This window comes from Terasakiella sediminum (assembly GCF_033100395.1).
In the GTDB taxonomy this organism is placed as follows: domain Bacteria; phylum Pseudomonadota; class Alphaproteobacteria; order Rhodospirillales; family Terasakiellaceae; genus Terasakiella.
Window position 1 is genome coordinate 16,733 of record NZ_JAWLVJ010000023.1, and the last position, 26,604, is coordinate 43,336.

At 50.0% G+C, this 26,604-nt stretch carries 28 protein-coding genes; 8 read left to right on the plus strand and 20 right to left on the minus strand.

Annotated elements, in window-relative coordinates; all coding sequences use genetic code 11:
* The first annotated feature begins 7 nt into the window (after positions 1-7).
* Complete coding sequence (locus tag RYZ26_RS16130) at positions 8-889, plus strand: 3-hydroxybutyryl-CoA dehydrogenase (RefSeq protein ID WP_317684272.1); 882 nt, start codon at positions 8-10, stop codon at positions 887-889.
* Positions 890-974: 85 nt separating this feature from the next.
* Here RYZ26_RS16130 and RYZ26_RS16135 read toward each other — a convergent pair whose 3' ends face one another.
* From RYZ26_RS16135 to ccoN, 16 genes are all read right to left on the minus strand, one after another.
* Positions 975-2,585, minus strand: a complete 1,611-nt coding sequence (locus tag RYZ26_RS16135) for a tetratricopeptide repeat protein (RefSeq protein ID WP_317684273.1) — start codon at positions 2,583-2,585, stop codon at positions 975-977.
* Between the two features lie 65 nt (positions 2,586-2,650).
* Positions 2,651-3,580: a signal recognition particle-docking protein FtsY gene (ftsY, locus tag RYZ26_RS16140; protein WP_317684274.1), complete on the minus strand. Its 930-nt coding sequence runs from the start codon at positions 3,578-3,580 to the stop codon at positions 2,651-2,653.
* Between the two features lies 1 nt (position 3,581).
* Complete coding sequence (gene mtaB, locus RYZ26_RS16145; protein ID WP_317684275.1) at positions 3,582-4,826, minus strand: tRNA (N(6)-L-threonylcarbamoyladenosine(37)-C(2))-methylthiotransferase MtaB; 1,245 nt, start codon at positions 4,824-4,826, stop codon at positions 3,582-3,584.
* A gap of 7 nt (positions 4,827-4,833) precedes the next feature.
* Positions 4,834-5,667, minus strand: a complete 834-nt coding sequence (gene dapF / locus RYZ26_RS16150) for a diaminopimelate epimerase (protein ID WP_317684276.1) — start codon at positions 5,665-5,667, stop codon at positions 4,834-4,836.
* A gap of 285 nt (positions 5,668-5,952) precedes the next feature.
* The gene (locus RYZ26_RS16155) at positions 5,953-6,615 is read right to left on the minus strand and encodes a ferredoxin (RefSeq protein ID WP_317684277.1); all 663 of its coding nucleotides are present in this window, start codon (positions 6,613-6,615) and stop codon (positions 5,953-5,955) included.
* An 11-nt stretch (positions 6,616-6,626) separates the two neighbouring features.
* Entirely contained in the window at positions 6,627-6,917 is a 291-nt protein-coding gene (locus RYZ26_RS16160) for a hypothetical protein (protein ID WP_317684278.1), read from the minus strand.
* A gap of 245 nt (positions 6,918-7,162) precedes the next feature.
* On the minus strand, positions 7,163-8,005 hold the full coding sequence (gene panC / locus RYZ26_RS16165; RefSeq protein ID WP_317684279.1) for a pantoate--beta-alanine ligase: 843 nt from the start codon (positions 8,003-8,005) through the stop codon (positions 7,163-7,165).
* Positions 8,006-8,007: 2 nt separating this feature from the next.
* Entirely contained in the window at positions 8,008-8,835 is an 828-nt protein-coding gene (gene panB / locus RYZ26_RS16170) for a 3-methyl-2-oxobutanoate hydroxymethyltransferase (RefSeq protein ID WP_317684280.1), read from the minus strand.
* A complete protein-coding gene (gene ccoS, locus RYZ26_RS16175; RefSeq protein ID WP_317684281.1) occupies positions 8,832-9,029 on the minus strand; it encodes a cbb3-type cytochrome oxidase assembly protein CcoS in 198 nt (65 codons plus the stop codon). Before ccoS ends, panB begins: the two co-directional genes overlap by 4 nt.
* Complete coding sequence (locus tag RYZ26_RS16180; protein WP_317684282.1) at positions 9,029-11,353, minus strand: heavy metal translocating P-type ATPase; 2,325 nt, start codon at positions 11,351-11,353, stop codon at positions 9,029-9,031. Before RYZ26_RS16180 ends, ccoS begins: the two co-directional genes overlap by 1 nt.
* 21 nt (positions 11,354-11,374) lie before the next feature.
* Positions 11,375-11,869, minus strand: coding sequence for a FixH family protein (locus tag RYZ26_RS16185; protein ID WP_317684283.1), 495 nt, complete (start codon positions 11,867-11,869; stop codon positions 11,375-11,377).
* Positions 11,869-13,320, minus strand: a complete 1,452-nt coding sequence (ccoG, locus tag RYZ26_RS16190) for a cytochrome c oxidase accessory protein CcoG (protein WP_317684284.1) — start codon at positions 13,318-13,320, stop codon at positions 11,869-11,871. The genes RYZ26_RS16185 and ccoG overlap by 1 nt, the downstream gene beginning before the upstream one ends.
* A gap of 284 nt (positions 13,321-13,604) precedes the next feature.
* Complete coding sequence (gene ccoP, locus RYZ26_RS16195) at positions 13,605-14,462, minus strand: cytochrome-c oxidase, cbb3-type subunit III (RefSeq protein WP_317684285.1); 858 nt, start codon at positions 14,460-14,462, stop codon at positions 13,605-13,607.
* Between the two features lie 10 nt (positions 14,463-14,472).
* Positions 14,473-14,619 (minus strand): cbb3-type cytochrome oxidase subunit 3, encoded by a 147-nt coding sequence (locus RYZ26_RS16200; RefSeq protein ID WP_317684286.1) that lies wholly within the window; start codon positions 14,617-14,619, stop codon positions 14,473-14,475.
* 14 nt (positions 14,620-14,633) lie between these two features.
* The gene (gene ccoO / locus RYZ26_RS16205) at positions 14,634-15,362 is read right to left on the minus strand and encodes a cytochrome-c oxidase, cbb3-type subunit II (protein WP_317684287.1); all 729 of its coding nucleotides are present in this window, start codon (positions 15,360-15,362) and stop codon (positions 14,634-14,636) included.
* Positions 15,363-15,372: 10 nt separating this feature from the next.
* Positions 15,373-16,812: a cytochrome-c oxidase, cbb3-type subunit I gene (gene ccoN / locus RYZ26_RS16210; RefSeq protein ID WP_317684330.1), complete on the minus strand. Its 1,440-nt coding sequence runs from the start codon at positions 16,810-16,812 to the stop codon at positions 15,373-15,375.
* Here ccoN and RYZ26_RS16215 point away from each other — a divergent pair.
* Entirely contained in the window at positions 16,717-17,010 is a 294-nt protein-coding gene (locus tag RYZ26_RS16215) for a hypothetical protein (RefSeq protein ID WP_317684331.1), read from the plus strand. The two genes, ccoN and RYZ26_RS16215, sit on opposite strands and share 96 nt — an antisense overlap.
* Positions 17,011-17,425: 415 nt before the next feature.
* Positions 17,426-19,204 (plus strand): gamma-glutamyltransferase, encoded by a 1,779-nt coding sequence (gene ggt, locus RYZ26_RS16220; RefSeq protein WP_317684288.1) that lies wholly within the window; start codon positions 17,426-17,428, stop codon positions 19,202-19,204.
* Here the strand turns inward: ggt and RYZ26_RS16225 are convergent.
* The 3 genes from RYZ26_RS16225 to RYZ26_RS16235 form a co-directional block, all read right to left on the minus strand.
* Complete coding sequence (locus tag RYZ26_RS16225) at positions 19,201-20,523, minus strand: protoglobin domain-containing protein (protein WP_317684289.1); 1,323 nt, start codon at positions 20,521-20,523, stop codon at positions 19,201-19,203. The genes ggt and RYZ26_RS16225 overlap by 4 nt on opposite strands.
* Before the next feature lie 219 nt (positions 20,524-20,742).
* Positions 20,743-20,967 (minus strand): hypothetical protein, encoded by a 225-nt coding sequence (locus RYZ26_RS16230; protein ID WP_317684290.1) that lies wholly within the window; start codon positions 20,965-20,967, stop codon positions 20,743-20,745.
* Positions 20,968-21,003: 36 nt separating this feature from the next.
* On the minus strand, positions 21,004-21,540 hold the full coding sequence (locus tag RYZ26_RS16235) for an NUDIX hydrolase (protein WP_317684291.1): 537 nt from the start codon (positions 21,538-21,540) through the stop codon (positions 21,004-21,006).
* A gap of 101 nt (positions 21,541-21,641) precedes the next feature.
* On the opposite strand from RYZ26_RS16235, the gene RYZ26_RS16240 reads away from it, so the two are divergent.
* The 4 genes from RYZ26_RS16240 (at position 21,642) to RYZ26_RS16255 (ending at position 24,146) form a co-directional block, all read left to right on the plus strand.
* The gene (locus RYZ26_RS16240) at positions 21,642-22,262 is read left to right on the plus strand and encodes a flavin reductase family protein (RefSeq protein ID WP_317684292.1); all 621 of its coding nucleotides are present in this window, start codon (positions 21,642-21,644) and stop codon (positions 22,260-22,262) included.
* 101 nt (positions 22,263-22,363) lie between these two features.
* The gene (locus RYZ26_RS16245; RefSeq protein ID WP_317684293.1) at positions 22,364-22,735 is read left to right on the plus strand and encodes a histidine triad nucleotide-binding protein; all 372 of its coding nucleotides are present in this window, start codon (positions 22,364-22,366) and stop codon (positions 22,733-22,735) included.
* 95 nt (positions 22,736-22,830) lie between these two features.
* Entirely contained in the window at positions 22,831-23,709 is an 879-nt protein-coding gene (locus RYZ26_RS16250; protein ID WP_317684294.1) for a DMT family transporter, read from the plus strand.
* A complete protein-coding gene (locus tag RYZ26_RS16255) occupies positions 23,709-24,146 on the plus strand; it encodes a GNAT family N-acetyltransferase (RefSeq protein ID WP_317684295.1) in 438 nt (145 codons plus the stop codon). Before RYZ26_RS16250 ends, RYZ26_RS16255 begins: the two co-directional genes overlap by 1 nt.
* Before the next feature lie 144 nt (positions 24,147-24,290).
* Here the strand turns inward: RYZ26_RS16255 and rsmI are convergent, their stop codons facing one another.
* Positions 24,291-25,217 (minus strand): 16S rRNA (cytidine(1402)-2'-O)-methyltransferase, encoded by a 927-nt coding sequence (rsmI, locus tag RYZ26_RS16260; RefSeq protein WP_317684296.1) that lies wholly within the window; start codon positions 25,215-25,217, stop codon positions 24,291-24,293.
* Here rsmI and RYZ26_RS16265 point away from each other — a divergent pair.
* Positions 25,184-26,602 (plus strand): penicillin-binding protein activator, encoded by a 1,419-nt coding sequence (locus tag RYZ26_RS16265; RefSeq protein WP_317684297.1) that lies wholly within the window; start codon positions 25,184-25,186, stop codon positions 26,600-26,602. The two genes, rsmI and RYZ26_RS16265, sit on opposite strands and share 34 nt — an antisense overlap.
* Positions 26,603-26,604 lie beyond the last annotated feature (2 nt).

The window sequence follows — 26,604 nt, forward strand, 5'->3', positions numbered from 1 at the left end:
AGGGACCATGTCTGTAACAATAAAAACAATCGGTGTCATTGGTGCCGGTCAAATGGGTAACGGGATTGCACATGTTGCTGCAGCCGCTGGTTACGCCGTTAAACTGATTGATGTAAGCCAGGAATCTTTGGATAGCGCTGTGGCGACCATCACAAAGAACCTGGATCGTCAGGTAAAGAAAGAGAAGATTTCGCAAGCAGATCGTGACAGCGCCTTGGGCCTGATCGACTGTTCCACCGAAATGTCTGCTCTTTCCGATGCAGATTTGGTTATTGAAGCTGCAACCGAGAATGAAGAAGTTAAGAAAAACATCTTCAAACAGGTTTGTGACGTTGTTGGCCCTGAATGTCTTCTGGCCTCCAACACCTCTTCTATCTCCATTACTCGTCTGGCGGCTTCCACAGATCGTCCGGAACGTTTCATCGGCATGCACTTTATGAACCCGGTGCCTGTGATGAAACTGGTCGAGCTGATCCGCGGGATCGCGACAGACGAAAGCACATACGCCTGCATCAAGGAAATGACGGAACGTCTGGGCAAAACCTCTGTTTCTGCAGAAGATTTCCCGGCCTTTATCGTAAACCGTATCCTGATCCCGATGATCAACGAAGCCGTTTACACCCTCTATGAAGGTGTTGGTAACGTGAAAAGCATCGACGATGCCATGCGTCTGGGTGCCAACCATCCGATGGGCCCACTGCAACTGGGCGACTTCATCGGTCTGGACACCTGCCTTGCGATTATGAACGTCCTTCACGAAGGCCTGGCCGATACCAAATATCGTCCGTGTCCCCTGCTCGTGAAATACGTCGAAGCCGGCTGGCTCGGTCGCAAGACTGGTCGTGGCTTCTACGACTACAGCGGCGAAGAACCCGTTCCGACTCGCTAAGGTCTGGTAAAAGCTTAAAGAAAAGCCCCTGCTTTCTACGATGGAAGTGGGAGCTTTTTTGTGGGGTAAAATTAGTTTGTTGAACCTATCTTTTTGATTCAGACAAATCTAGAAATTCCTGAGAGAGGTTGTAGTTCTTTATCAGCATATTTGCTTCTACCATGTTGCCTTGTGATCCTAAAAACAAAGCATAGTTTAGAGCAACCATTTGGGTCGCAGGGTGTTGTGAGCCCATGGATTTTTCGATTGTAGACAAAGCCTTATTTAATAATGGGGTAACTTTGTCAAGTTGCTCGGTCTGTAGGTAACAAGTTGCCAGTTCGTTCAGAAGCAAAGCTCTACCTTGAGGGCTTAGTTTATTAGAATTTTGATCAATTTTGATCGCTCTTTTGTAAATGGGAATTGCCTTTTTATATTGCTTTATCTTTAAATATAGATTTGCAAGATTATTTAAGCGTGTGACCATTACGGGGTGGTATGGGCCTAATGAAAATTCAGTAATTTTTATTGCTTTTAAAAACAATTCTTCTGCTTCGACATACCTTTCTATGTCTTGATATAAAAGTGCTAGATTATTGTAATCAATGCCAGTTTGATGATGGTTAACTCCTAGAGTTGATTCGTGAATTACTAAAGCTTTCTTGAAGAAGTTTTCAGCTTTATCTTCTCTTTTGGTTTCTTGATATAGTAGGGCGAGATTATTCAATAAAGTAGCGACGTGTTGTGCTTCGTAATTATTCGGCTTTTGAATGATTTTTAAGGCTTTAATGTATAGCGGCTCTGCATCGCTATACTTGTTTGTTTCTCTATATATTTCAGCCAAATTATTTGATAATAAAGCAATAATCGGGTCATCTGGCTTTAATATTTTCTCTCCTATCTCAAAAGCTTCTTTAAGTAGTTTTTCTGCTTCTTCCATTTTATTTAGAAGTAAATGGGAATTTGCTAAGTTGCTTATTGCTTGTGGTAGTAATTTTTTATCGACAGATTTATTTATTCTTAAAAAGTTAACGATATCTTCATTTATTTTTAGAGAATCGTAGTACCTTCCGGCCAAGTTTAGCCTATTGGCTTGATGAATACGATTTTCGATATATATGTCGTGCTCTTTTCGAGGAGTATTATCGGCAGCTTCGTTATAATAGTTGGCTGCTGCTAAATAGTTGAATTCAAGTTCCTTCATCTCTGCCGCTTTTACATAGCTTTCAATGGCAGATTTCCAATGTTTATCGGATTGTTTTAGGTCTGTTAGGGCCGCTTCATTCAGCAGCCTTTCTGCTTTCTTTAAATCTCCATTTTCAAAAGCTTGCTTGGCTTTCTGTTTGATTTCGTCTGAAAGTGGTGATTTGTTATCAATTCGTTCTAACCTATTTTGGAGATCTACATATTTTTCTGCAAATTCATCCAAAGCGTTTACGGGATTACTATACGGGGCAGAATTTTTCTGAAATAACTTTTGAATACGGTTTACCGCTGCTTCCGTCAGTGTATGCTTTTTCAACAATGCGTCATAATGGGTTTGGCTGACGCCATTGTTGACTATGTCGCGCCCAGCCGCCTGATTGTTGTTGCCTGTCTGAGAAATTATGGTTTGTTTGGTAGGTGTTGGGTCGGTTTTGGTCAGGTACCAAACGGCCAAGCCACCGATTATGGCGACAGCCAAAGCGATCAGTGCATTTTTCAGGGTATCAGACATAACTGCAAACCTTTCCCACCTTTAAGTTGGGAAAGGATACAGGCTTAGATCGTATTTAGGAAGGATTATTCCTCTAGACCAACCAAGGCATTAGCAAAGGCTCTCGCTTCAAACGGGCGTAAATCCTCTGCCGCTTCCCCAACCCCGATAGCATGGACGGGCTTGCCGAATTTTTCCGCCAGACTGACGGTCACGCCACCCTTTGCTGTGCCATCCAGTTTGGTCACGATAAGCCCGGTCACGGTGACGACCTTATCAAACGTTTCCACCTGGCTGTGGGCGTTTTGGCCGACGGTGGAGTCCAGGACCAGCACCGTGTCGTGGGGCGCGGTGTCGTCTACCTTTTTGATGACGCGCACGACTTTTTCCAACTCGTCCATCAGGTGGGCCTTGTTTTGCAGACGGCCTGCGGTGTCGATGAGGAGCACGTCTACACCTTGTGCCTGAGCTTCACTTACAGCATCAAAAGCAAGGGCTGCGGCATCGGCGCCTGTTTCTTTGGCGATAACCGGAACGTTCGTGCGTTCACCCCAGACTTTGAGCTGTTCAACAGCCGCCGCGCGGAAAGTATCGCCTGCAGCCAGCATGACTTTCAGGCCCTGTTCGGAATAATTTTTGGCCAATTTACCGATGGTGGTGGTTTTACCGGATCCGTTGACGCCACAGACCAGCACCACATGGGGTTTGCGGCCCGTTTTGACATCCAGTGGTTTGGTGACGGGTTCCAGAATTGGGGTGATTTCGTCAGCAAGGGCGGCTTTGAGCTCATTCGTGTCGATATCCTTGCCAAAGCGTGTTTTTGCCACGCCTTTGACGATCTTGCTGGCCGTACTGATCCCCATGTCAGAGGTAATGAGCAGGTCTTCCAGTTCTTCCAACGCATCATCATCCAGCTTGCGTTTGGTGAAGAGGTCCCCAATGCCGCTGGTCAGTTTGTTGGATGATTTGCTCAGGCCCGCTTTCAGGCGGGACAACCAGCCTTTTTTCTCAGACATATTAAATTACTTCCCCAATAAGACTTCCGTCTTGAATCTTGATCACTTTTGCAGCCACGATTTGGCCCGCTTCCACATCGCTTGTCAACTGCACCGGACAATAATGTTCGCAATGTCCGGCATTATTTTTTTCAACCAGAACGGAAACGGTTTTCCCGATGCGTTTTTCCATAAATTCATCCAGTGCCGCTTCCCCAAGGGCACGGATTTTGGCTGCACGTTCCTTGCGCACATTTCCCGGCACCTGCGGCATGCGCGCAGCAGGCGTGCCTTCACGGGGGCTGAAGGGGAAGACATGGGCAAAGGTAATGGTGCAGCGATCCAGTGTTTCCAGCGTGGTGGCAAACATCTCGTCATCTTCGGTCGGAAAACCTGCGATGATATCCGCGCCAAAGACCGCATCCGGGCGGCGAATACGGATTTTGTCACATAAGGCAATGGCATCTGAGACCGTATGGCGACGTTTCATGCGTTTGAGGACCATGTCCTCGCCGGATTGCAGGCTCAGATGAAAATGCGGCATAAGACGAGGCTCATGCGCGATCACATCCAGCAAGTCCTGGTCGATGGCTGCGGGATCAAGCGAGCTTAAACGCAGACGTGGCAGGTCCGGCACGTTGGACAACACCCGGCGCACCATCTGGCCAAATGTCGGTTGGCCCGGCAGGTCCGGACCGTAAGAGGTCACATCCACCCCTGTCAGCACGACTTCGCGGTATCCGCGTTCCACCAGATTTTTTACCCGATCGACAATTTCACCGATGGGCACAGAACGGTTGGGCCCCCGTCCGAAGGGGATGATGCAGAAGGTGCAGCGGTGATCACAGCCCTGCTGAACCTCGATAAAGGCGCGAGTATGGCCATCGAACCCATCAATCAGATGGTTGGCGGTCTCCTTGACCTCCATAATATCGGTGACTTCGATCAGTTCTGTGCGTTCTGGTAAGAAACTATCGACTTCCAGCTTTTCTTTATTGCCGATAACGCGATCCACCTCGTCCATCTCAGCAAAGGCTTCCGGGTCGATCTGGGCGGCGCATCCGGTCACAATGATCTTGGCATCTGGGTCCGACTTGCGCAGCTTGCGGATGGTCTGGCGGGCTTGTCGCACGGCTTCGCCTGTCACCGCACAGGTATTGATGATGACAGCGTTATCCAGGCCAGCTTCACGCGCATTTTTGCGCATGACTTCAGACTCATAGGTGTTCAAACGACACCCGAGCGTGACGACCTTGGCTTCGCTCATCTTACTTTTACGCTCCGGGGTAAACGGATGCGTCAAACGATCCGCTAAAGGCACGGCTGGCAGGTCCGGTCATCAGAATCTCGCCATTTTCCAACCATTCAATGGTCAGCGGGCCGCCATCCAGAATAACATCGGCTTTGCGTCCGTTAATGATGCCACGACGAACCGCTGCGACCAGAACAGCGCATGCGCCTGTGCCACAAGCCTGTGTTATGCCCACACCACGTTCCCACACGCGCATGCGAAGGGAGCCATCATCCTGTTTGGTGACGACTTCGACGTTTACACGTTCCGGGAAAAAGGGATGTGTTTCTACGTGCGGGCCTGCGTTGGTCAGATCAATGGTTTCGCAATCATCCACAAAGAACACCGCATGCGGGTTACCAACATTCACGCCTACCGGACCTTCCAGTGGACCGACAACAACAGGCATGTTCAGTGTGTTGCATTCTTCTGCCACCGGGATTTGGTCCCAGTTCAGGCGTGCGGGGCCCATATTGACAGTAACTGTGTCACCTGCATCTGTTGCATGCAAAAGACCCACAACCGTTTCAACCGTGATTTCTTTTTTCCCGCTTTCTTCCATCATCAAACGCGCGATACAACGCGTGGCATTGCCGCAGGCTTCCACTTCGTTGCCATCGGCATTGCGGATGCGCATGAAAACGTCGGCTGCAGAATCCTGCGCCGGTTCCATCACGATAAACTGGTCACAACCCGCCCCTGTACGTCGGTCGGCCATCGCCTGCACTTGCGTTACAGAAAGTTCAATCGGGTTTTCGCGGGCATCCAGCACAACAAAATCATTGCCGAGCCCATGCATTTTAACAAAGGGTAACATAAGCTGTTATATGGGCTAAAAGAGCTAAAGAGTCTAGGGCTTATACCAAATCTGATAAGGTTTAATACAAATGATCGGATAAAAATTAAGTGCAGGTTAGAAACGACTTATGCCGTTGTGTCACTCACAACAAATAAGTCGTGACGACATCCTGCACTTAATTTTTCCCGACCCGTAGGGTGAGTTTATTTTAAGGCGCTGTCGCGTCAACCTGCTTAACCGATGCCCCGCATCGCTTTGTACATGTTTCCTAACTTCGCCTTAAAATAAATCTCATCATTTGTATTAAACCTTATCAGATTTGGTATTCGGCGCAGAACGTAAAAAACGATCCATATGAAACTTGCCATGTTCACGCTGGTAGGCGAATTTCTCACCGATGGGGCAGGCACGGCGCGCGAGACACCCCATGTCCATACAGTCACTATCCACGTGATGGGTCAGATAATCCATACATTTGGGCACGTCGTAACTTTCCCCATCATAAGCCTCGACCGGGCAGACACGCAGGCAGGGTTTTTTATGACAGCTGTCACACGGTGATTTCAGATTGGCTTTTTCCGGGATGCCGGGGATGTCCGTATCGAACACAAACGCCCCGCGATAGGCATGCCACAGGCCAAAGACTGGATGGATCAGCGGTCCCAGGGGGGAGGGAAAGACCGTATCTGCCTTCATCGCCCATTTCTGAAAGGGGGCATAACGCGGGCCTTCAAACGGAAAGACCACCTTGCAGTCCAGTTGTTCGGCCATTTCTAAAAGGTGGGTGCGTGTCCAATTGTCCAGCGGGTCCGGTTCGACCCAATCGTCATATTCTTCGCCAAACAGTTTCCAGATATCTGATCCCACATTGCCGACAAGAATGGTGGTGAATTTGTCTTTAAACCCGCCACGCAGACAAAAGCCCAAAGGCTTCAGCATGTTGTCTATGTCGTTATATGAAACCATATTTTCTATCTTTAAGCCCGTGCCCATCCCTGATGCTGAAAGAATACCACAACCAACACAGGAATGACCAGAAAGGCAAAATCACTAACAGCGCGCATGGGCGCTTGGGATAGAAACATTACATCGGCGATTTCGATGGCAACGGCAATGATGATGATGGGGGCGACACAGACCAGTTTGGTCATGGGCAAACGAAAGACCAGCCCGGTTATCAGCCAGATGAATAACCCTAGAAGAATCAGGGTTGCATCATAACTGAAAGGAAACAGGCTAAATACCTGAGATTTAATATCACCGTACATAATTTTACCCCTCGGACAGAACTTTTCTTGTTAGCAATCTATTTGAAAATGCTTAAGAAATCGTTTCAGTTGAAAAAAAGTTGGTCTATCTCACCTATTTGGGGGAGCAATTTCATTTTAAATCAACTATACTGCGTAACATTACGTAGTCAGAGGGCAAGAAAATGACTTGGGCACTTGTAGGGTTATTCGGGATGTTTGTTGTAGGCTCAGCCTGTCTTTACACCCAGTTTAAACTATAAAAACTAACCAACGTTATCAATCAGGCGGGCTTTCCCTAAGAAAGCAGCAGCAAGGATGCGGAAATCGTCGCCTTTGGCTGCATCTGTCGCCAGGTCATCTGTTTTTTTAATCACCACATAATCAACTTTCTGGAATCCTCCGTCTAGAAGTTGTTGGCTTGCCCATTTGCAAAGCGCTTCGTTGGTGCCACCGACCTTAAAACGTTCGGACACTTCGGACAGAGTGCGATAGAGGATCGGGGCGATTTCGCGCTCTTCCGGGATGAGGTAAGCATTACGCGATGACATGGCGAGCCCGTCTGTTTCACGCACAGTCGGCACGCCTTCAATTTCCACCGGGATATTCAAATCAGACACAAATCTTTTGATAACACTCAGTTGCTGGAAATCTTTTTCCCCGAAGAAAGCTTTGTCCGGCAGGGCTTGCAGCAGAAGCTTGGTCACGACGGTTGCGACACCATCAAAAAAGCCCGGACGGCAGGCGCCTTCCAGAATATCGCCAAGACCCGTGACGATCACTTTGGTGATCCCACCGTCTTCGCCATACATTTCAGCCACATTTGGGGCAAACAGCAAATGCCCGCCCACGCTGGCGAGTTTTTCACTGTCTTCTTTTTCTGTGCGTGGATAGGTATCCAGGTCTTCGTTCGGGCCAAATTGCTTGGGATTCACAAAGATGGTGGCAATCACACGATCACACGTCTGAAGGGCCGTTTTCACCAGGGTCAAATGACCTTCATGCAATGCCCCCATGGTGGGAACGAGGCCGACTTTCAGACCCTCTTTGCGCCATTCGGCAACTTGTGCGCGAAGATCAGCAACCGTGCGTACCGTAGCAATGCTCATGATCACTTATCCCCTTTATAGCCAAAGCAATGTTCGGGTGCGGGGAAGGTACGGGCACGGACTTCTTCTTGATAGCCTTTAACCGCTTCTGTGATCATCTCATCCATCTGGGCATAGCGTTTCACAAACTTCGGTTTGAATTCGGCAAACAGGCCGATCAGATCTTCGGTTACTAAAATCTGGCCATCACATTGCGGGGATGCGCCGATGCCGATGGTGGGGATATTGATTTCTTTGGTGATCCGCACGCCAAGCGGTTCCATCACACCTTCGACCACAACGGCAGACGCACCTGCTGCTGCAATAGCTTTGGCGTCTTCTACAATGCGGTCTGCCGCATCATCTGTCTTGCCCTGGGATTTAAAACCACCAAAAGCATGGACGGATTGTGGAGTCAGGCCAATGTGGGCCACAACCGGAATGCCGCGTTTGACCAGAAATTCAATGGTCGGGGCCATTTCAACGCCGCCTTCCAGCTTCACGCCGGAACAACGGGTTTCTGCCATGACGCGTGAACAGTTACGGAACGCCATTTCCGGGCTTTCTTCGTAAGACCCAAACGGCATATCAACGATAACACAGGCCTGGTTTGATCCGCGCATCACGCCTTTGCCATGCGCGATCATCATATCAACCGTGACGCCGAGCGTACTGTCCATGCCATAAAGCACCATACCGAGGCTGTCGCCCACCAAAATCAGGTCCACATGATCATCAATCAGACGGGAAATGGAGGTGGTGTAAGCGGTCAGGCAAACGATGGGGTCTTGTCCTTTGCGGGCAGCCAAGTCGGTCAGGGTGATACGCTTGGTGTTGGTGGCCTTACTCATTTGTCTTTCTCCTTGGTGTCCGTGGACACTTTCGTCGGGTCGGGCAGGGGTTTGTCATCGTCATCATAAAGAATACGGGCGGCATTGCCTTCCATATCGTCATACTGACCGGATTTTAAAGCCCAGAGAAAAGCGGCTAACCCTAATCCACCAAGAACGAGCATGGCGGGAATGAGGTACAACAAACTTTCCATCAGACTTTTCCTCTGCTTAATCGAAGGGCATTTGCGATTACTACCAAAGAAGAGGTAGACATCGCAACTGCCGCGATGAGCGGGGTGACATATCCGGCAATCGCCAGCGGGATTGTCACACTGTTATATAAAAATGCCAAAGCAAAATTTTGCTTCACCAGCTGTTCCGCTTTGTTGGCCACACCCAGAACTTCCAGAACAGGCTTCAAACGATCCCCCTGGAAAACCGCATCGGCTGCGGTTTGTGACACATCAATGGCGGTAGAAGGCGACAGGGAAACATGGGCTGCTGCCAGGGCTGGTGCATCGTTCAACCCGTCACCGACCATTAAGGCGGTATCCAGTTTTTCCAGCTCATCGCATTTATCGCGCGGGGTGCATTGAGCTTTCCAGTCGGTAATGGCCAACGCGCCTGCCACATGTTTGACAGGTTCGATCCGATCGCCAGATAGCAGATGAGTGGCATAGCCGCGGGTGTGAAGCTCGTTCAAAATTTCTTTGGCATCAGATCGGACATGATCGGCAAATTTAAAGCAAATGGGGTCTTGATCTTTGATGGCCAGCCATAGTTCCGGCCCATCGCTTAAGGGGGCATCTTCACGACCACACCAGGCGCGGCTGCCAAGGCGAATGTCATCCAGTTCCAACCCACAGCCCGGGACTTCTATCACATTGGATTTTATCGCAATATGGGGAACCGCACGGCATAATGCACGTGATAACGGGTGTTTGGACGCGCCTGCCAGACTGGCGGCCAGTTCCAGATGCTCGTTTGAAAGATCATCGCGGTTGACCAGTTCCGCACGACCCAGTGTCAGGGTGCCCGTTTTATCAAAGACGATGTTTTTTATCTGGGCAAACCGTTCAAGCGCGGTGCCTGTCTTTACCAAAATCCCTTGTCTTAGAAGACGACCGGATGCGATCACCTGAACGACCGGAACGGCCAAAGCAAGGGCGCAAGGGCAGGTGATGATCAGAACGGCAATGGCATGCAGTAACGCTTCGTTCCATAGTGCGCCATCGATAAAGAACCAGTAGACAAAGGTGATAAGCGCCAGGAAATGCACGACAGGGGCGTAATAACGTGCCACCCGGTCAGCAAGGGCGACGTAATTGGCACGCCCTGCCTCGGCTTCTTCCATCAAACGGACGATTTCGGCCAGCAGGGTGCCTTCGCCTGTGGCGGTGACCTTGATTTTCAGCGGCGCAGACAGGTTGGTGGTGCCTGCAAAAACCTGATCTTCCACCTTGGCGGCTGTCGGCAGGGATTCGCCAGAGATCAGGCTGGTATCAATGTCGGATTGGCCTTCGATGATGGTGCCGTCAATGGCGATCCGTTCGCCGGCAGCGGACAGAACCGTCATGCCCTCAACGACCTGATCTGGTGGGATCAGGGACTTTGTGCCATCGTCATTCAAGACGGTAACGGCAACCGCATTTAGACCCAGCAGATGTTCGGCTGCCCCGCGTGCCTTGCCGCGTGCCCGACGGTCCAGATAGCGTCCGATTAGCAAGAAGAATAAAAGACTGATGGCAGAATCAAAATAGGCATGTTCTGCCCCCGTCATCACTTGATAAAGGCTCATGCCCGCTGCCAGCAAGACGGCGAGCGAAATCGGCACATCCATATTCAGACGGCCGGACTTCAGTGCTGTGATGGCGGACCTGAAAAACGGGCGTCCGGCATAGGCGACAGCGGGCAAAGCGACAAGGGCAGACAGCCAGTGCATCAAATCACGCGTGGTTGCCAGCATACCTTGGGAATATCCCGCCCAGACAGAAACGGAAAACAGCATGACGTTGGCCGCCGCAAACCCGGCAACGGCCATGGCGCGCAGCAGTTCTTTCTCGCTCTTTTCATTTTCGGAATTGAGCAAACCGGGATCATACGGCACCAGACGATAGCCTAGGCCATTGATGATCCCGACCAGATGATTGGGATCAATCGCTGCATCTTGCCATTTCAGGACCAGACGGCGTGTTGACATATTGACGCGGGCCTGTAAAACGCCTTCCTGTTTGGCAAGCGCTGTTTCAATCAGCCAGACACAAGCAGCACAATGGATGCCTTCGACCATTAGATAGAGGGTTTTATGATTGCCGTCTTCTTCGATGATATGGGCGCGGTAATCAATGATGGCTTCATCTTCATCGGGGCGCAGTGCCTTTACATCTGGATCAAGGGTGCGGCGCTCGTAATATGTTTTGAGCCCCAGACCGTTGATCAGGTTATAGGCTCCTTCACAGCCCTTACAGCAAAAACCATCCCCGCCGTCTGAAACGGGGGGGATGGGATCACCGCAATGAAGACAAGTCTCTGTCATGACAATCGTTCAGTGAAATCGTTATTTAACGACGACACGTTCAACCAGCTGGTATTGACGGCCCATGCTTTCTGCATGAACGCGCACGTCCCATTGACCGGGCTGTGCCAGTGTCAGTTTACCAGTGACAACGCCGGGTTCAGAAAGTTCGGCCGGACCATCTACGTCCATGCCTTCTGATGTTGGGCGGATAAAGAAGGTATGTGCCTTTAATTGGTCAACCGGCATTTTGTTATGATCCAGGAACACGACCTTATAGGCCACATGGCGTTCCTTATCATTGGCATTCAGCGTTGTGACATCCAGTTTCACATCCCAGCCCAGGGCCTCCTGTGCACGCGCGGCGTTTACATTGTCATCATAAGCCAGACCCTTGACGTAATGGTCCTTGGTTTCCAGACCCGTCCAGCTGGAAAAGGCAAAATACATCATGATGCCGTTTACCGTGATGATGACGGCAAAAAATCCGACGAAGATCCAGGGGTACCACCACCCGAGTTTACGTTGTTTACTCATTATTTAGGTCCACGGAAAACTGTTGCTTGGCTTGAAATTTCGCCAGTTTCGACATCCTTGAGGATAAAGTCAATATCTGTTGAGGCACCATCCAGTTCCCCACGCGGTGCTTTCAGGAACAGTTTGAAGGACGCAACACGGTCAGCCTTGGCTTTCAGGGTCACGGTCTTCTGCGCTTTTTCTTCCTGACCGATCACATCCATGGTCACACCGTCAATGCCTGCGATGCTGAGTTCGTAGGTTTTGCCCACAGATTCCATATTTAAAATCTTATAGGTATAGCCGTTGCGGATGTCGCCGTCGGACAGTGTAACAAACAAAGGCGCACGATCGCGGATGATATTGACTTCCAGACGATCGCGGATACTGAGACTGATCATCAGAACGGCCGTTACAGCTGTCAGCAGGATGGCATAAATGATGGTTCGCGGACGGATCAGGTGGACCTGTTTGCCTTCGCCTTTTTCGCGGGCAATCATGTTGGTGTAACTGTCGTATGAAATCAGATTTCGCGGCAGTTTCAGGTTGTCCATCATGGTGTTACAGGCATCGATACAGAGACCACAGCCGATACATTCCATCTGTTGGCCGTCGCGGATATCAATCCCGGTTGGGCAGGCCTGCACACAGAGGCCACAATCCACGCAGTGACCGCGATCAGGGGAATCAAGGTTTTTCGCCCCTTTCATACGGGGTTCCCCACGCCAGGCTTCATAGGTTACGAGCAGGGAATCTTCATCGGTCATCACGCCCTGAAAACGGCCGTAGGGACACATGTAGAAACATACCTGTTCACGGGCAAAACCGGCCATGATGTAAGTCATGGAGGTCAGAACACCTAATGTGATCAGCGTCCAGCCGCCTACATTGCCTGTCAGCAGGTCTTTGGTGATGGTGGGTGCATCGTTGAAATACCACAGGAACGAAACGGCCATGAAAAGCGAGATCATCAACCAGATAGTATGTTTGGCCACGCGTTTCAGGAATTTGTTCATGCTCATCGGTGATTTATCAAGCTTGATCCGCTTGGCACGATCGCCTTCAATCCAACCTTCCACTTTCATGAACAGGTCTGTCCAGACGGTCTGGAAACAGGCAAAGCCACACCAGACCCGCCCGGCAATGGCTGAGGCAGCAAACAAGGAGATTGCGGCGATAATCAATAGGCCGGTGAGGTAATAAACCTCCTGCGGCCAGATCTCGATCCAGAAAATATACGCGCGCCGACCAGGCAGATCAAACAGCACAGCCTGGTCCGGAACACCGGGTCCCCGGTCCCATCTGACCCAGGCAAAGAAGTGGTAAAGCCCCAGAAATACCCACAACAGAATGGTTTTCCATTTGCGGAAAGGGCCGACAAATTCACGCGGGTGAACTTTGATGCGGTCTGCATAAAGAGGGCCTTTTCCATCGCCTTGATAGGCTTCGGGTTTACTGACTGCTTTTGCCATGTTTCATACTCGATCTATGGTCAACAAATATTGTCCCGAACCTATACTTGTTCGGGTAAATTAGCAATTGATAACCGTCAATTTGGCTGGCGAATTATCATTTTTTTTCCAAATAATTCTTATTTAGAAATTCTATCAAACCATTTGGTTTAATGGGTAGATCACCATATCGTAATATTATAAATCTTTAGAAATGATTGGTGATATATCCGGACATGAAAACGGCTGTCGCGAGTGTTTCACGACAGCCGTTAAACATGTTCGTCAAATCAAACGAAAGTGTCTTACTGACCGCCACCCAGAGAGTGAACGTAGATAGATACTTGTTTGATTTCTGTTTCTGACAGACGACCTGCCCAGGATGGCATGACACCATGCTGAGGCTTGTTGATCTGAGCCAGAACAGCGTCTTTACCAGCACCGAAGAGCCAGATACCGTCGTTCAGACGTGGAGCACCAAGGTCCTGAATGCCTTCACCTTCTTCGCCGTGACAAGCAGCACAGTTTTCTTCAAAGGCAACCTTGCCTTCTTCAGAAGCAGTGCCCTGACCAGACAGTGACATAACGAAGTCAGCAATTTGGCCAGCTTGTGCAGCTGTGAGGGTTTCATCTTCAACCAGGTTTGGCATGTCAGATGCACGTTCGTTTTCATGACCGGAACGAATACCATATGTTACGGATTCCTGGATTGCTTCCAGAGTACCGCCCCATAGCCAATCGTCATCAGCCAGAACCGGGAAGCCTTTTGAACCAGAACCGGAAGCACCGTGACAAGGTTGGCAATTTTCACCGAAAATCGCGGCACCACCTGCCATCGCGTAGTTCAGAAGTTCTGCGTCTTTTGCAACTTCACCAATTTCTTTACCTTCGAACTTTGTCGTCCAGGCCATACGAGATTTCTTAACTTCTTCCATCTCTTTGGCGTGTTCCAGTCGGTTCGTTGTTTCGAATACACCTTTGGCGTAATCGTTTAGCGTCGGCCAGGATGGGTAAACTACCCAGTAGCCGATTGCCCAAATGATCGTGACGTAAAAAGTTGTCAGCCACCACTTTGGAAGTGGGGTATCCAACTCTTTAATGCCGTCCCATTCATGGCCGGTGGTGTCTGTGCCCGTTACCGGATCCTTTTCCACGTTTGCCATACTAATCTCCTTAATCATCGTCCTGTAAGGGGATCTGAGAAGCTTCATCAAACTTCTTCTGGTTTTTGGGACGCAAAGCGAACCAAATGATCCCCAAGAACAGGAACATCAGCCAGACGACCCATAATTGTCGCCCGAGTGAGACTAAATCGTCCAAGCTCACGCTTGCACCTATCGAGCCATCTCGCCTTCAGGCTTGTACGTGGTGAAGTCCACCAATGTACCGAGCATCTGAAGGTAAGCAATGAGCGCGTCCAATTCAGTGATGGATGATGGATCACCATCGAAATCACCGATTACCGCTTTCGGATAGCGAGCCAGAAGCTCGTCCGTGTCGCCAGCTTCGTCACCCAGAGCCTGAGTTTTGAAGTCAGCTGCGGCTTGTGCGATCTGTTCGTCCGTGTACGGATCACCCGCAGCACGAAGTGCTTTCAGGTGAGCGCCTGCATCATTGAACGTCAGTTCTTTTTCAGACAGGAACTTGTACATCGGCATTACAGACTCAGGCACAACATCTTGCGGACGGATAAGGTGCGCAGTATGCCATGCGTTTGAGTATTTACCGCCTACGCGAGCAAGGTCAGGACCCGTACGCTTGGAACCCCACTGGAAGGGGTGGTCGTACATGGATTCTGCAGCCAGGCTGTAGTGACCGTAACGCTCAACCTCGTCACGGAACGGACGAATTTGTTGAGAGTGACAGAGGTAGCAGCCTTCGCGGATGTAGATGTTACGACCCGCAAGCTCAAGAGGAGAGTAAGGACGCATGCCGTCCACTTTCTCAATGGTTTGATCCATTGTGTAAAGTGGTACGATTTGAACAAGACCACCAATGGAAATGGTGATGATGATACCGATCGCCAAGAGGATCGTATTTTTCTCGAATATTTCGTGTTTCATATCGATCCCCTTACTCAGCTGCCGCAGATTGCGGTGCTACGAATTCGTCTTCTTCACGGATATCGCCGCCGATGGTTTTGATAAAGTTCCAAACCATGATCAGAGAACCGAGAACGAAGAGAACACCACCACAAGCACGGATTACGTAGTATGGATGCATCGCTTCTACAGACTCGATGAAGGAGTATTGCAGGAAGCCGAGGTCATCATACGCACGCCACATCAGGCCTTGCATGATACCGGAAATCCACATCGCAGTGATGTAAAGAACGATACCGATTGTCGCAATCCAGAAGTGATACGTAACCAGACGCAGAGAGTACAAACGTGTACGGCCCCAAAGTTTAGGAATAAGGTAGTAAAGCGCACCGAAGGATACGAATGCAACCCAACCCAAAGCACCAGAGTGTACGTGACCAACTGTCCAGTCTGTGTAGTGAGAAAGACCGTTTACAGCTTTGATAGACATAGCCGGACCTTCGAAAGTCGACATGCCGTAGAACGCGATGGAAGCGATCAGGAAGCGCAGTACAGGGTCTGTACGCAGTTTTTCCCAAGCACCGGAAAGCGTCATCAAGCCGTTGATCATCCCACCCCAGGATGGCATCCACAACATGATAGAGAAAGTCATACCAAGTGTTTGTGTCCAGTCTGGAAGAGATGTGTAGTGAAGGTGGTGAGGACCAGCCCAGATATACATGAAGACCAGCGCCCAGAAGTGGATGATCGACAGACGGTAAGAATATACCGGACGTTCAGCCTGCTTTGGAACGAAGTAGTACATCAGGCCCAAGAAACCCGCTGTAAGGAAGAACCCTACCGCGTTGTGACCGTACCACCATTGTGTCATCGCATCCTGTACACCAGAAGCCCAGATGTAAGACTTGGCGAGGCTTTCACCACCGAAGAAATAAACTGGCAGTGTAATGTTGTTACCCAGGTGAAGGACAGCAACAGTAATAATGAATGCGAGGTAGAACCAGTTTGCCACATAAATGTGGGAAACACGGCGTGTCATCACGGTACCAGCAAAGGCGACGAGATAAGCTACCCATACAACAGTAAGGAAAAGGTCAGCATACCACTCAGGTTCTGCGTACTCTTTACCCTGAGTAACACCCAGGACATAGCCGAGAGCCGCAATTACGATGAATGCTTGGTAACCCCAAAAAATAAAATCTGCCAACAGCTTGCCACCGAATAGTGGCGCGCGGCAGGTGCGCTGAACAACGTAAAAAGACGTTGCAAACATAATTGAACCACCGAAGGCGAAAATAACCGCCGATGTATGGACTGGGCGGACACGACCGAAAGTCGTCCATTCCAGACCTAGGTTCAGCGCCGGAAACGCTAATTGAAAAGCGATGAATGTTCCGGCGATAAAGCCAATGACACCCCAAAACGTAGCGGCGAGTACAAACTTACGGACAACGTCCTCGTTGTATACCACTTCGGAGGCACCAGTAGCTGTGGTCGCTTGGTTCATGCCGAACTCCTGTTCTTCCCGAAATTCGAACGCGTCAAAAGCTATCGTCTTGATTTCCAAAACACCCCCCAGCGTCTGGACCTCGACAACGATAGCTTTCTTTGCGTACGTGCTTCCAACTCGCCGTTTTTGACAATAAAAAGGCATAATTGGAAGGCTTGAATATAGCGCGGAATATATGGAGCGTTTTGATTTAAGTCAAATAGAGATTCCAAGTAACATCTAGTTTGTATTGATTATAAAGTGCGCATTGGTGTATTGGTAAAATAAACGCATTTACACAATATTTTTGTTGAAAAAACAAAGGGCTAAAAGAATGATACTTTAGTATCAAAAATCATATTATGGTCTAGTTTAGAATTGGTTAAATTATTAGGTATGACCATTTTTTACTTATATATTACTTATTTTCATTCATTGTTTACTTGAATATCGGGGATTGTTCTATAAGTTGCAAAGCATAACCACAACCGATTTGTGGCTAAGTTCTGCCTACTATATGCTTCCCCTTGTTTTTATCTTCTTTTCGTCCCATTCTTACCTATGGGTCAAAAATATTACTTAGGTTCTCTCGAACATGTTTCAGCTATTTTCCTATCCTATCCTTCGTCGCTGTGTTGGTCTTATTTCGGGCATAATTTGGCTGGGTGCCTGCGCAACCGATCAACAAGTGGATCATCGTGCAACGCCGGAAGCAGGCGGCCAATGGCAAATAAAATCAGCCGTTTCCGCAAAAAAATCGATGATTTCGGTGGCCAATCCTCATGCTGCGCAGGCCGGATATCGGATTCTACGCGCTGGCGGTAATGCCATTGATGCCGCAATTGCGGCACAATTGGTGCTGAATCTGGTGGAACCACAGTCTTCGGGAATCGGCGGTGGCGGATTCTTGATGATGTATGATCCGAAAATGCAGGCGGTTATCAGTTTTGATGGTCGTGAAACTGCACCTATGACGGCAACGCCTGATCTTTTTATTAAAGAAGATGGCAACAAAATGGGATTCTTTGAAGCAGCCGTGGGTGGTCGTGCGGTTGGCACGCCGGGCCTGGTCCATATGCTGTATGATGCGCATCAAAAATACGGCCGCATCAGTTGGCCTCTTTTGTTTGATCAGGCGATCAGGCTGGCGGAAAAAGGTTTTGAAGTTTCAGAGCGACTGCACCTTCTCATAAAGAAAGACAAGTTCCTCAAAAACGATCCGGTGGCGCGCGCTTATTTCTATCAGGAAGACGGCACGCCATTGCCTGTGGGACATTTGTTAAAGAATCCGGCCTTTGCTGATAGTCTGCGTGAAATTCAGAAAGGCGGCGCGGCAGCGTTTTATCAGGGGAAACTGGCAGACGAGATTGTCGCGAAGGTACAGAGCCATCCAACGAATCCGGGTCAACTGTCTTTTGCTGATATGCAACGCTATCACACGGTGATGCGTAAACCTGTTTGTCTGACCTATCGTGCCTATGACGTCTGCGGTATGGCCCCGCCCAGTTCCGGTGGGGTGACGGTCTCGGAAATCCTTGGACTGATGGAACAGTATGATCTCAATAATGATCCAAAACCGACCATCGATCGCGCACACTTATTATTAGAGGCCTCCAAACTCGCTTTTGCTGATCGTAATCATTTTTTGGCGGACCCGGATTTCGTCAAAGTTCCAACGGATGAATTGTTGACCAAAAGCTATCTGACCGGACGTCAGACCCTGATCCAGCATGACTCGGCCCTTGCCACGCCTGTGGCACCGGGTGGACCGTTTTTATATAGTCAGGCCTATGCACCGCACGACACGGATCATGGTGTTTCGACGACGCATATGAGCATTGTGGATGCGGACGGGATGGTGGTGTCCATGACCACCAGTATCGAAAATGCCTTTGGGTCGCGCCAGATGGTGGGCGGATTCTTGTTGAATAACCAACTGACCGATTTTTCGTTTGCGCCAGAAAAGAACGGTGTAAAAGTCGCCAACCGGGTGGAGGCAAGAAAACGTCCCCGCAGTTCCATGGCCCCGACCATTGTGCTGGATCATAAAACCCAAAAGCCCGTGCTGGCCATTGGCTCGCCTGGTGGGTCGCGCATCATCGGTTATGTGGCACAAAGCCTGATTGCCATTCTGGATGATAAACTACCGCTGGATCAGGCCCTGATGCAGGGCCATCTCACCAACCGTAATGGCTCCTCGGACCTGGAAAAAGGCACAGAAGCGGTTGTCCAAAAAGCCAAGTTGGAAGCCCTGGGCCATAAGGTTAATCTGAAAGAAATGACCAGCGGGTTGCATGCCATCCAGATTTTACCGGATGGCACGCTGATCGGTGCAGCTGACCCCCGTCGTGAAGGTGCGGTGAACGGATTCTAATTCTGCCCGCGCAAGCTGCTTAAGAAGCGATCCACATCGACGCTGAGGTGCTGGGACTGAATGGACAGGCCCGTGCTGACCTTGTTGGCCTGGGCGCTGCTGGTTGTGGTGTGGGTGGCGAGGTTTGAAAGCTCACCCAACAAGTCCCCGATCTGGTGAGAGGCTTGGGAGACTTCATGGACGCTGCGGGCAATTTCTTGTGTGGAAACCGATTGTTCTTCAACGGCTGCGGAAACGGCAGAAGAGATTTGGCTGACTTCGCCGATGGTGGCATGGACCGCACCGATGGAATGGACGGTGTTGTGGGTGCTTTCCTGAATGCCTTTGATCAGGTCGCTGATTTCACTGGTGGCCCGTGCGGTTTGTCCGGCAAGGTTCTTGACTTCGCCTGCCACAACCGCAAAGCCTTTGCCTGCTTCACCTGCGCGTGCGGATTCCACCGTGGCATTGAGGGCCAGAAGGTTGGTCTGATTGGCGATGGAATCGATCAGGGCGACCACGTCACCGACTTTTTCCGCGCTGATCCGCAGGCCATCCACAGCTTCGCGGGTAATTTCGGTGCGCTGGACGGCCCGGCTGACGACTGTGATGGAGCGCTGGGTCTGGGCGGAGATTTCTTCAATGGCTTTGGTGAGTTCATCCGCAGACGAACTGACCATACCGATATTTTCAAGGGCCACAGTGGCGGCACCAGACGCCGTCTGGACTGCATCTGAAATTTTCAGTGTGCGGTCTTTCATTTCAGACGATGTTTCCGTCAATTCTCCGGATGAGAGCTTCACATCGCGTACGATCCCTTCAATGGTCTGGGAGAAATTTCGCGACAGGTCATTGATGACCGTGCGATGTTTTTTATCGATGACGTCATAATAGGTGCTGATCACCAGTTCCATATCCATCATGACGGCTTTGGTGACGGCGGACAGGGCCTTGATGGCTTTTTTCTTTTTCAGTTTATCAAATATCAGGTTCTGAAGGCCGATCAGGGTGTAGCTATAGCCGCCCATATACCAGCGTGGTTCCAGTTTGATGCGCACATGGGCGTTCGCGATCTGGCTGACCCGTTCAAAATAGGTCTCATCAAATGTTCCGCTAAAGAGTAAACGCCAGTGGTTGGTTTGGGCCTGGATCAGCCGTTCGATATTGTCTGGGCATCCGATCATATCATTTAAATGATCAATCTCTCCGACATGTTGATAAAAGCCTTTCAACAGATCGGGCAGGCCTTTTTCAATAATCGGCCAGGCGATTTCCAGCTGTTCCTTGGTTTTCTTATCAATCTGGTAAAAGGCGAGGCGACGTTGACCTTGAGATTTCATGACTGATCTGCTCCACACATGACTTCTGGTTCTTGCGAATAGCCTGTGGTTATTAGATCAGGGTTATGTGACTCTGATATGACTCAAAGATTGTACTTTTGTACCAATGATAAAGCTGAATGTTTTGAAGGGCTTATGTAAAGTTCTATCATTGGAACACATATGGCGCGTTGAAAGGCTTTTTATCCGCTTAACCAAGAGTGTGCGATTTTGAAAAAATCAAACGATAATATTGAGGTAATAGCCGCGTGGCACATCATCTCGCAGTGGCTCTCCAGACGCCAGCAGGCGGCGCAGGCGTTCTAGCGCCCCGCGAATGTCCGGCCCGTCGCGGCGACCGATTTTGGCAATACGCACCCGTTCTTCCCGGTCTGCACCGTAAGATCCGCGGTCCGAGACGACTGGCTGGGTTGAAGAACCCGATATGCGTGTAGTTGATGACATGGCTTTATTTTACGCCAGACGATGCGAAAAGAAAACTTAAAAAACCTTGAACTTGGCTCGTTCGGTCACGGCCGGGACGATTTCCTGTTCGCGGACTTCATGGAAACGTTTAAGTGTCCATTTCACGGATGGAAAGGCCAGGTCATCCCAGGGGATGTCATCCCAGTCAAACAGGGCAACTTCCAGGCTTTCTGTTCCGGCCTCAAAATGTGGACTTTTCATGGGTGCGCGGTGCATCATCATGACATGTCCGACTTCCGGGACTTCATAAACCCCGATGATGTCCTGAATCTCTACATCAACGCCGGCTTCTTCATAAGCTTCACGTGCCGCACCTTCAGCCACCGTTTCATTCAGTTCCATAAAGCCAGCCGGGAAGGTCCATTTGCCCAAGGATGGTTCAATGGCACGGCGACAGAGCAGGAACTTATCTTCCCAAGTGCAGACAGCGCCGACCACAATGCGGGGGTTTTGATAGTCGATGAAACCACAATCCGGACAGACCAGACGTTCCCGGTCGTCACCGTCAGGAATTTTCTTGATGCTGGGGCCGTTTAATTTTGTATTATTCATAGACGACAGTCTGCCCGGCTTGGTCTTTGAACGCAAGCCGGGAAATGACTTAGGGCTTTACGGCCTTTGCAACAACATTTGAAGTTAAAGAATCTTTCTTAATGTTTTTTAAAACTGATCAATCTCACGGCCTTCCACACCATCCGTTCAAAGCCTGCGTCGCCCCACGTCCCATCGGGTGGGTCAGTACGATCAGCAAAGGCGGTATCGGCAATGTTGCACCTTTTAGTTTTTTTAATGGAATTGCGCAAAATCCACCGCAGCTAATGATTGCGATCAATGGAAAAAGTAAGCATGCACCCTTGAAAGATACCTTGCAAAATATTGAAAATACGAAAGAATTCGTCGTGAATATCGCAACGTACGATCTGAAAGATGCGATGTTCCGCACAGCTGCCCCCGAACATCCCGACACGGATGAAGCAGGGCTCGCCGGGCTTGAAATGGTGCCGTCAGAATTAATAAAACCCGCACGGATTCAGAATTCACCGATCAATCTGGAATGCGTTTTGACCCAGACAATTGACCTTTTAAGCGATAGTGATGACGAAAAGAACACAGCTATCTTTGGGCATGTGGTTGGTATTCACATTGATGATAGGGTGCTGGTGGACGGCAGGGTTGACTTGCAAAAAGTTAATCCCATCTCGCGTCTGGGCTATAAAGATTACGCCACACTGGGGGAGATTTTCCAGCTGGATGCGGTCTGGCGCAAAGGATAAATCCGCAGAAATTGCATCCATACATTTTTTTACTTGTCAAAAAGCGCATCATTCAGCACTGTGATGCACATTCTTGAAGAAGACGAATAAGGTTTACGGCCATGGCATATGACAGCAACAATATTTTCGCAAAGATCCTGCGCGGGGAAATCCCATGTGACAAGGTCTATGAAAGCGAACATGCGCTGGCCTTTAAGGACATCAACCCGCAGGCACCGGTTCATACGCTGGTGATCCCGAAGGGTGCCTATGAAAGCTATGATGACTTTTCCCAAAATGCGTCTGAAGCTGAAATTGTAGACTATATCCGCGCTATTGGTGTGGTGGCACGCGAAGCTGGTGTGGTCGAAAGCGGTTATCGTATTCTGTCCAACATCGGTGATGAAGGTGGTCAGGAAGTCCCGCATCTGCACGTACATGTGTTTGGTGGCCGACGACTGGGCAGCATGATTAAACCGGCCAATAAAGTCTAAATTCGATCCTTTGATATTTGATCAGGGGGTCTTCCCCTGATGCAGAAAACAGGATTTTCGGGGGAAGATCCACTTTTTGTAAGAAAGCTTCCCCGATGGAACATTCATCTCACATCACACGCGGACTGTTTGTCATGGCGCTTGGCATTGCGTTCATGAGCATGATGGACGGGTTTATCAAGCATTTAACCTCCCAAATCTCTGCCCCGCAGGTTCTGTTTTTCCGTTCCCTTTTCGGTTTGGTACCTGTGGTGGTCATCGTTTTGATGCAGGGCGGCTTGCGTTCAGTTAAAACCAAACGGCCGTTTTTGCATTTTGCGCGTGCGGTGTTGGGGGCAGTGTGTTTTGTTGCGTTCACTTTAGGTTTGCGCGATATGTCTTTGGCGAACGCGCTTGCCTTGTGTTTTTCTGCGCCATTTTTCATGGTGGTTTATTCCAAATTTTTGCTTGGTGAAGATGTTGGCTTTCATCGCATCAGCGCGATGATTGTCGGCTTTATGGGCGTGGTGATTGTTCTGCAGCCTGATGAAGGAATTTTAAGCACGGGTGCGCCTTACATGTTGATTGTGGCGGCTGCCTTTGGTCTGTCCCAGGTTCTGGCGCGTAAATATGCGGCGTCAGAAAGTGCGGGTAGTTTTTCGCTTTGGACGACGATGGGGATGACCGTGTTTGGCTTCTGTCTGATGCCGTTTTTCTGGATTGATATGTCCATGGAAACGCTTTTGTGGTGTTTCGTCATGGGGGTAACAGGCGGGATCGGTCACTATTTCATGGTCGAAGCGGTACGCCTTGCGCCCACAGCGGTGGTCAGTCCCATGGAATATACCGCGCTGATCTGGGCAGCATTGATCGACTGGATGTTCTGGCAGCATTACCCCGAACAGGCCACACTGGCCGGATCCATGGTGATTATTGCCAGTGGTATTTATATTTTATGGCGCGAACGCCTGCATCAAAAAGAAGGAATAGCCTGATGGATATCAGACCGATGACAACAGAAGATAAAACCCAATGGCGCGAGCTTTGGGGAGGATATCTTGGTTTCTATAACGTGATGTTGGCTGAAGAGGTCACAAAGGGCGTGTGGGATCGTCTGTTAAACCCGGACAATCCCTTGCGTGGGTTTGTCTGTGTGGAGAAAGGCAAACTCATTGGCTTCACTCATTATTTTTTCCACGGCACCACCTGGTATCCCTCAAGCTATTGCTATCTGGAAGATTTGTATGTGGATCAGTCTGTGCGTTCCAAAGGGGCGGGTCGGGCGCTGATTGAGGCTGTGAAAGAAGCTGCGAAAAAAGAAGGAGCGGCCAAACTTTACTGGCATACGGATAAAAAGAACGAGATCGCCCAGGCGCTCTATAACAAGGTCGCGACCCTGTCGGATTATGTAAAATATGATGTGGTGTTGTGAGTCTACTTTGTGAGCTGTTGTTCCATTTAAAAAATTGTCATCCCGGCCTTGTGCCGGGACAACCCTTGGAAGGCAGTCATATTGCCATTAACTGATTGTCCCGGCACAAAGGCCGGGATGACAATGTTTTGAGCGGGATGACCACTATTTGTTCAATTCGAGCGCCCGGTTATAAACCTCACGCTTCTTCAAGCCTGTCGCATCAACTACTTCCTTGACTGCATCACGTACAGACAGCCGGGAAAGGGCGTTTTCCAGCAAGGCGTCCAGGTCTTCTGCGGTGGTTTCGTTCTGGGTTTCATCTGGTGGGCCGATGACCAAGACGACTTCGCCGCGGGGGTCTTCATTCTCATACATCGAAGCCAGCTCGGGCAGGGCCGCGCGGCGGACTTCTTCGAATTTCTTGGTGATCTCACGGGTCACTGCGGCCTCGCGGTTGCCCAGGACCTCAGCCATGTCTTTCAGGCAGGCCGCGACTCGACGTGGTGATTCAAGGGTGATCAGGGTGGCATTGATCGATTTGACTTCGTCCAGTACTTTCTTGCGTGCTGCCGTCTTGTTGGGCAGAAACCCGAGATAGAGGAAGCGATCGCTGGGCAGGCCCGATAAGACCATGGCGGAAATGACAGAACTGGCGCCGGGCGCAGTGGTGTAAGGCAGATTTAATTCGGCGCAATCGCGCACGAGTTTATATCCGGGGTCATTGATCAGCGGCGTGCCCGCATCACTAACCAGAACAACCACTTCCCCGTCATGAAGTTTTTGTAAAACTTTCGGGCGCATTTTTTCGGCGTTATGTTCATGATAGGCCACGGTTTTCTTTCGTGAAATACCGTGTATCATCAACAGCTTACCTGTAACACGGGTGTCTTCGCACAGGATTGTATCGGCATTTTTCAACAGATTCAGCGCACGCAGGGTGATATCCTGAGCATTGCCGATCGGGGTTGCGACGATATATAGACCAGCAGTGACTTTACTCAATTGCCCCGAGACGCTACTCTCTGTTGCAATCTGACTATCTTCCTGGAGACCCGATGTTTCATTTTCGCCGTTTATCTGTTTTGCCATTGCTGTTCTTTATCACTTTGGTGTTAAGCGCCTGTGAGACTGTAAATCCCCCGAAATGGTGGGAAGTACCGGGTACCACGCCTGCCCCGCGCGGTCCAGCCCCAAGTGGGACCTTTGATCCGACCGCACAGCCGCGTGCAGGCGCAGAAATTCCACCATGGGATCCGTCCCAACCGACGGTGCAACAGGAAGATGCGCAGGTCAAGGCCGAAGAATGGATGACCCAATACGACGCCCGTGGTGGCGTACGTGCGGCGCGCGTCGGCTTGTTGCTGCCATTGACGGGGCGTGCCTCCAAGGTCGGTCAGCAGATCATGAATGCGGCGCAATTGGCCCTGTTTGATTTTGCAGGCCCACGTTATGAGCTGTTGCCCTATGATACGCAAAGTACGCCGGAAGGCGCCATTCAGGCGGCGCAATATGCAATTTCTGATGGGGTGTCGATCATCATCGGCCCGCTTCTGTCCCAATCGGCACAGGCGATCTCACCTTTTTTGCAGGCTGCCAATGTAAATGCGTTGGCCTTTACCAATGATTCAACCGCTGCCAGTCAGAATGTGTTCGTCCTGGGTGTGCGCCCGGAAGAAGAAGTAGAACGCATCATCAATTTTGCTGCCCTTCAAGGCTCCACCCGGTTTGCGTTGCTGACACCAGCAGATGAATATGGCGTTCGCGTGCGTGCAGCCTTTGAATCTGCTGTTGCGGCCAATGGGATGGAAGTTTCCAAGATCGTTCAGTTCCTATCTGGTACGGATGATCTGGCCGCGCTTATCCGCGAAATGGCCGATTATGACGAACGTCGCAAAGAATTGCTGAAACAGAAGAAAGAGCTGGAAGGCAAGACGGATGCCCTGTCTGAAAAGGCACTGGAACGTCTTGAATTGCTGCAAACCGTTGGCGATGTAGATTTTGATGCTTTGCTGGTCGCCGCAGGCGGCAGTACGTTACAGACCATTGCCGCCAACCTGCCTTACTTTGACGTAGACCCGAAAAAGGTGCGTATCCTTGGGACCAGTCTGTGGGAAAATAACTGGGTTCATGCGGAACCTGCCTTGCAGGGCGGATGGTTTGCTGCGCCAAGTGCGAAAAATCGTACCGATTTTGTCAATCAGTTCAAGGCCGTTTACGGACAGAACCCGCATCGTCTGGCAACCCTTGCTTATGATGCGGTTGCTTTATCTGCCGTGCTTGCCAATGAAGAAGGCGAAGCCGATTACAGCCGTGAAACTTTGACCGACCCGGCAGGCTATCTGGGACGTAATGGTATTTTCCGTTTGCATCCTTGGGGGTTGGCGGAACGGGGCCTTTCTGTGATGCAGGTTCAGCAACGCCAATTTCGTGAAATTTCCCCCTCACCCAACAGTTTTGCCCCTGTGACGAACTAAGA

Bases quoted from the DNA above. Each gene is read 5' to 3' on its own strand.
- RYZ26_RS16130 (WP_317684272.1), top strand. From the start codon at position 8: ATGTCTGTAACAATAAAAACAATCGGTGTCATTGGTGCCGGTCAAATG.
- RYZ26_RS16135 (WP_317684273.1), bottom strand. From the start codon at position 2,585: ATGTCTGATACCCTGAAAAATGCACTGATCGCTTTGGCTGTCGCCATA.
- ftsY (WP_317684274.1), bottom strand. From the start codon at position 3,580: ATGTCTGAGAAAAAAGGCTGGTTGTCCCGCCTGAAAGCGGGCCTGAGC.
- mtaB (WP_317684275.1), bottom strand. From the start codon at position 4,826: ATGAGCGAAGCCAAGGTCGTCACGCTCGGGTGTCGTTTGAACACCTAT.
- dapF (WP_317684276.1), bottom strand. From the start codon at position 5,667: ATGTTACCCTTTGTTAAAATGCATGGGCTCGGCAATGATTTTGTTGTG.
- RYZ26_RS16155 (WP_317684277.1), bottom strand. From the start codon at position 6,615: ATGGTTTCATATAACGACATAGACAACATGCTGAAGCCTTTGGGCTTT.
- RYZ26_RS16160 (WP_317684278.1), bottom strand. From the start codon at position 6,917: ATGTACGGTGATATTAAATCTCAGGTATTTAGCCTGTTTCCTTTCAGT.
- panC (WP_317684279.1), bottom strand. From the start codon at position 8,005: ATGAGCATTGCTACGGTACGCACGGTTGCTGATCTTCGCGCACAAGTT.
- panB (WP_317684280.1), bottom strand. From the start codon at position 8,835: ATGAGTAAGGCCACCAACACCAAGCGTATCACCCTGACCGACTTGGCT.
- ccoS (WP_317684281.1), bottom strand. From the start codon at position 9,029: ATGGAAAGTTTGTTGTACCTCATTCCCGCCATGCTCGTTCTTGGTGGA.
- RYZ26_RS16180 (WP_317684282.1), bottom strand. From the start codon at position 11,353: ATGACAGAGACTTGTCTTCATTGCGGTGATCCCATCCCCCCCGTTTCA.
- RYZ26_RS16185 (WP_317684283.1), bottom strand. From the start codon at position 11,869: ATGAGTAAACAACGTAAACTCGGGTGGTGGTACCCCTGGATCTTCGTC.
- ccoG (WP_317684284.1), bottom strand. From the start codon at position 13,320: ATGGCAAAAGCAGTCAGTAAACCCGAAGCCTATCAAGGCGATGGAAAA.
- ccoP (WP_317684285.1), bottom strand. From the start codon at position 14,462: ATGGCAAACGTGGAAAAGGATCCGGTAACGGGCACAGACACCACCGGC.
- ccoO (WP_317684287.1), bottom strand. From the start codon at position 15,362: ATGAAACACGAAATATTCGAGAAAAATACGATCCTCTTGGCGATCGGT.
- ggt (WP_317684288.1), top strand. From the start codon at position 17,426: ATGTTTCAGCTATTTTCCTATCCTATCCTTCGTCGCTGTGTTGGTCTT.
- RYZ26_RS16225 (WP_317684289.1), bottom strand. From the start codon at position 20,523: ATGAAATCTCAAGGTCAACGTCGCCTCGCCTTTTACCAGATTGATAAG.
- RYZ26_RS16230 (WP_317684290.1), bottom strand. From the start codon at position 20,967: ATGTCATCAACTACACGCATATCGGGTTCTTCAACCCAGCCAGTCGTC.
- RYZ26_RS16235 (WP_317684291.1), bottom strand. From the start codon at position 21,540: ATGAATAATACAAAATTAAACGGCCCCAGCATCAAGAAAATTCCTGAC.
- RYZ26_RS16240 (WP_317684292.1), top strand. From the start codon at position 21,642: ATGTTTTTTAAAACTGATCAATCTCACGGCCTTCCACACCATCCGTTC.
- RYZ26_RS16245 (WP_317684293.1), top strand. From the start codon at position 22,364: ATGGCATATGACAGCAACAATATTTTCGCAAAGATCCTGCGCGGGGAA.
- RYZ26_RS16250 (WP_317684294.1), top strand. From the start codon at position 22,831: ATGGAACATTCATCTCACATCACACGCGGACTGTTTGTCATGGCGCTT.
- RYZ26_RS16255 (WP_317684295.1), top strand. From the start codon at position 23,709: ATGGATATCAGACCGATGACAACAGAAGATAAAACCCAATGGCGCGAG.
- RYZ26_RS16265 (WP_317684297.1), top strand. From the start codon at position 25,184: ATGTTTCATTTTCGCCGTTTATCTGTTTTGCCATTGCTGTTCTTTATC.
- rsmI (WP_317684296.1), bottom strand. From the start codon at position 25,217: ATGGCAAAACAGATAAACGGCGAAAATGAAACATCGGGTCTCCAGGAA.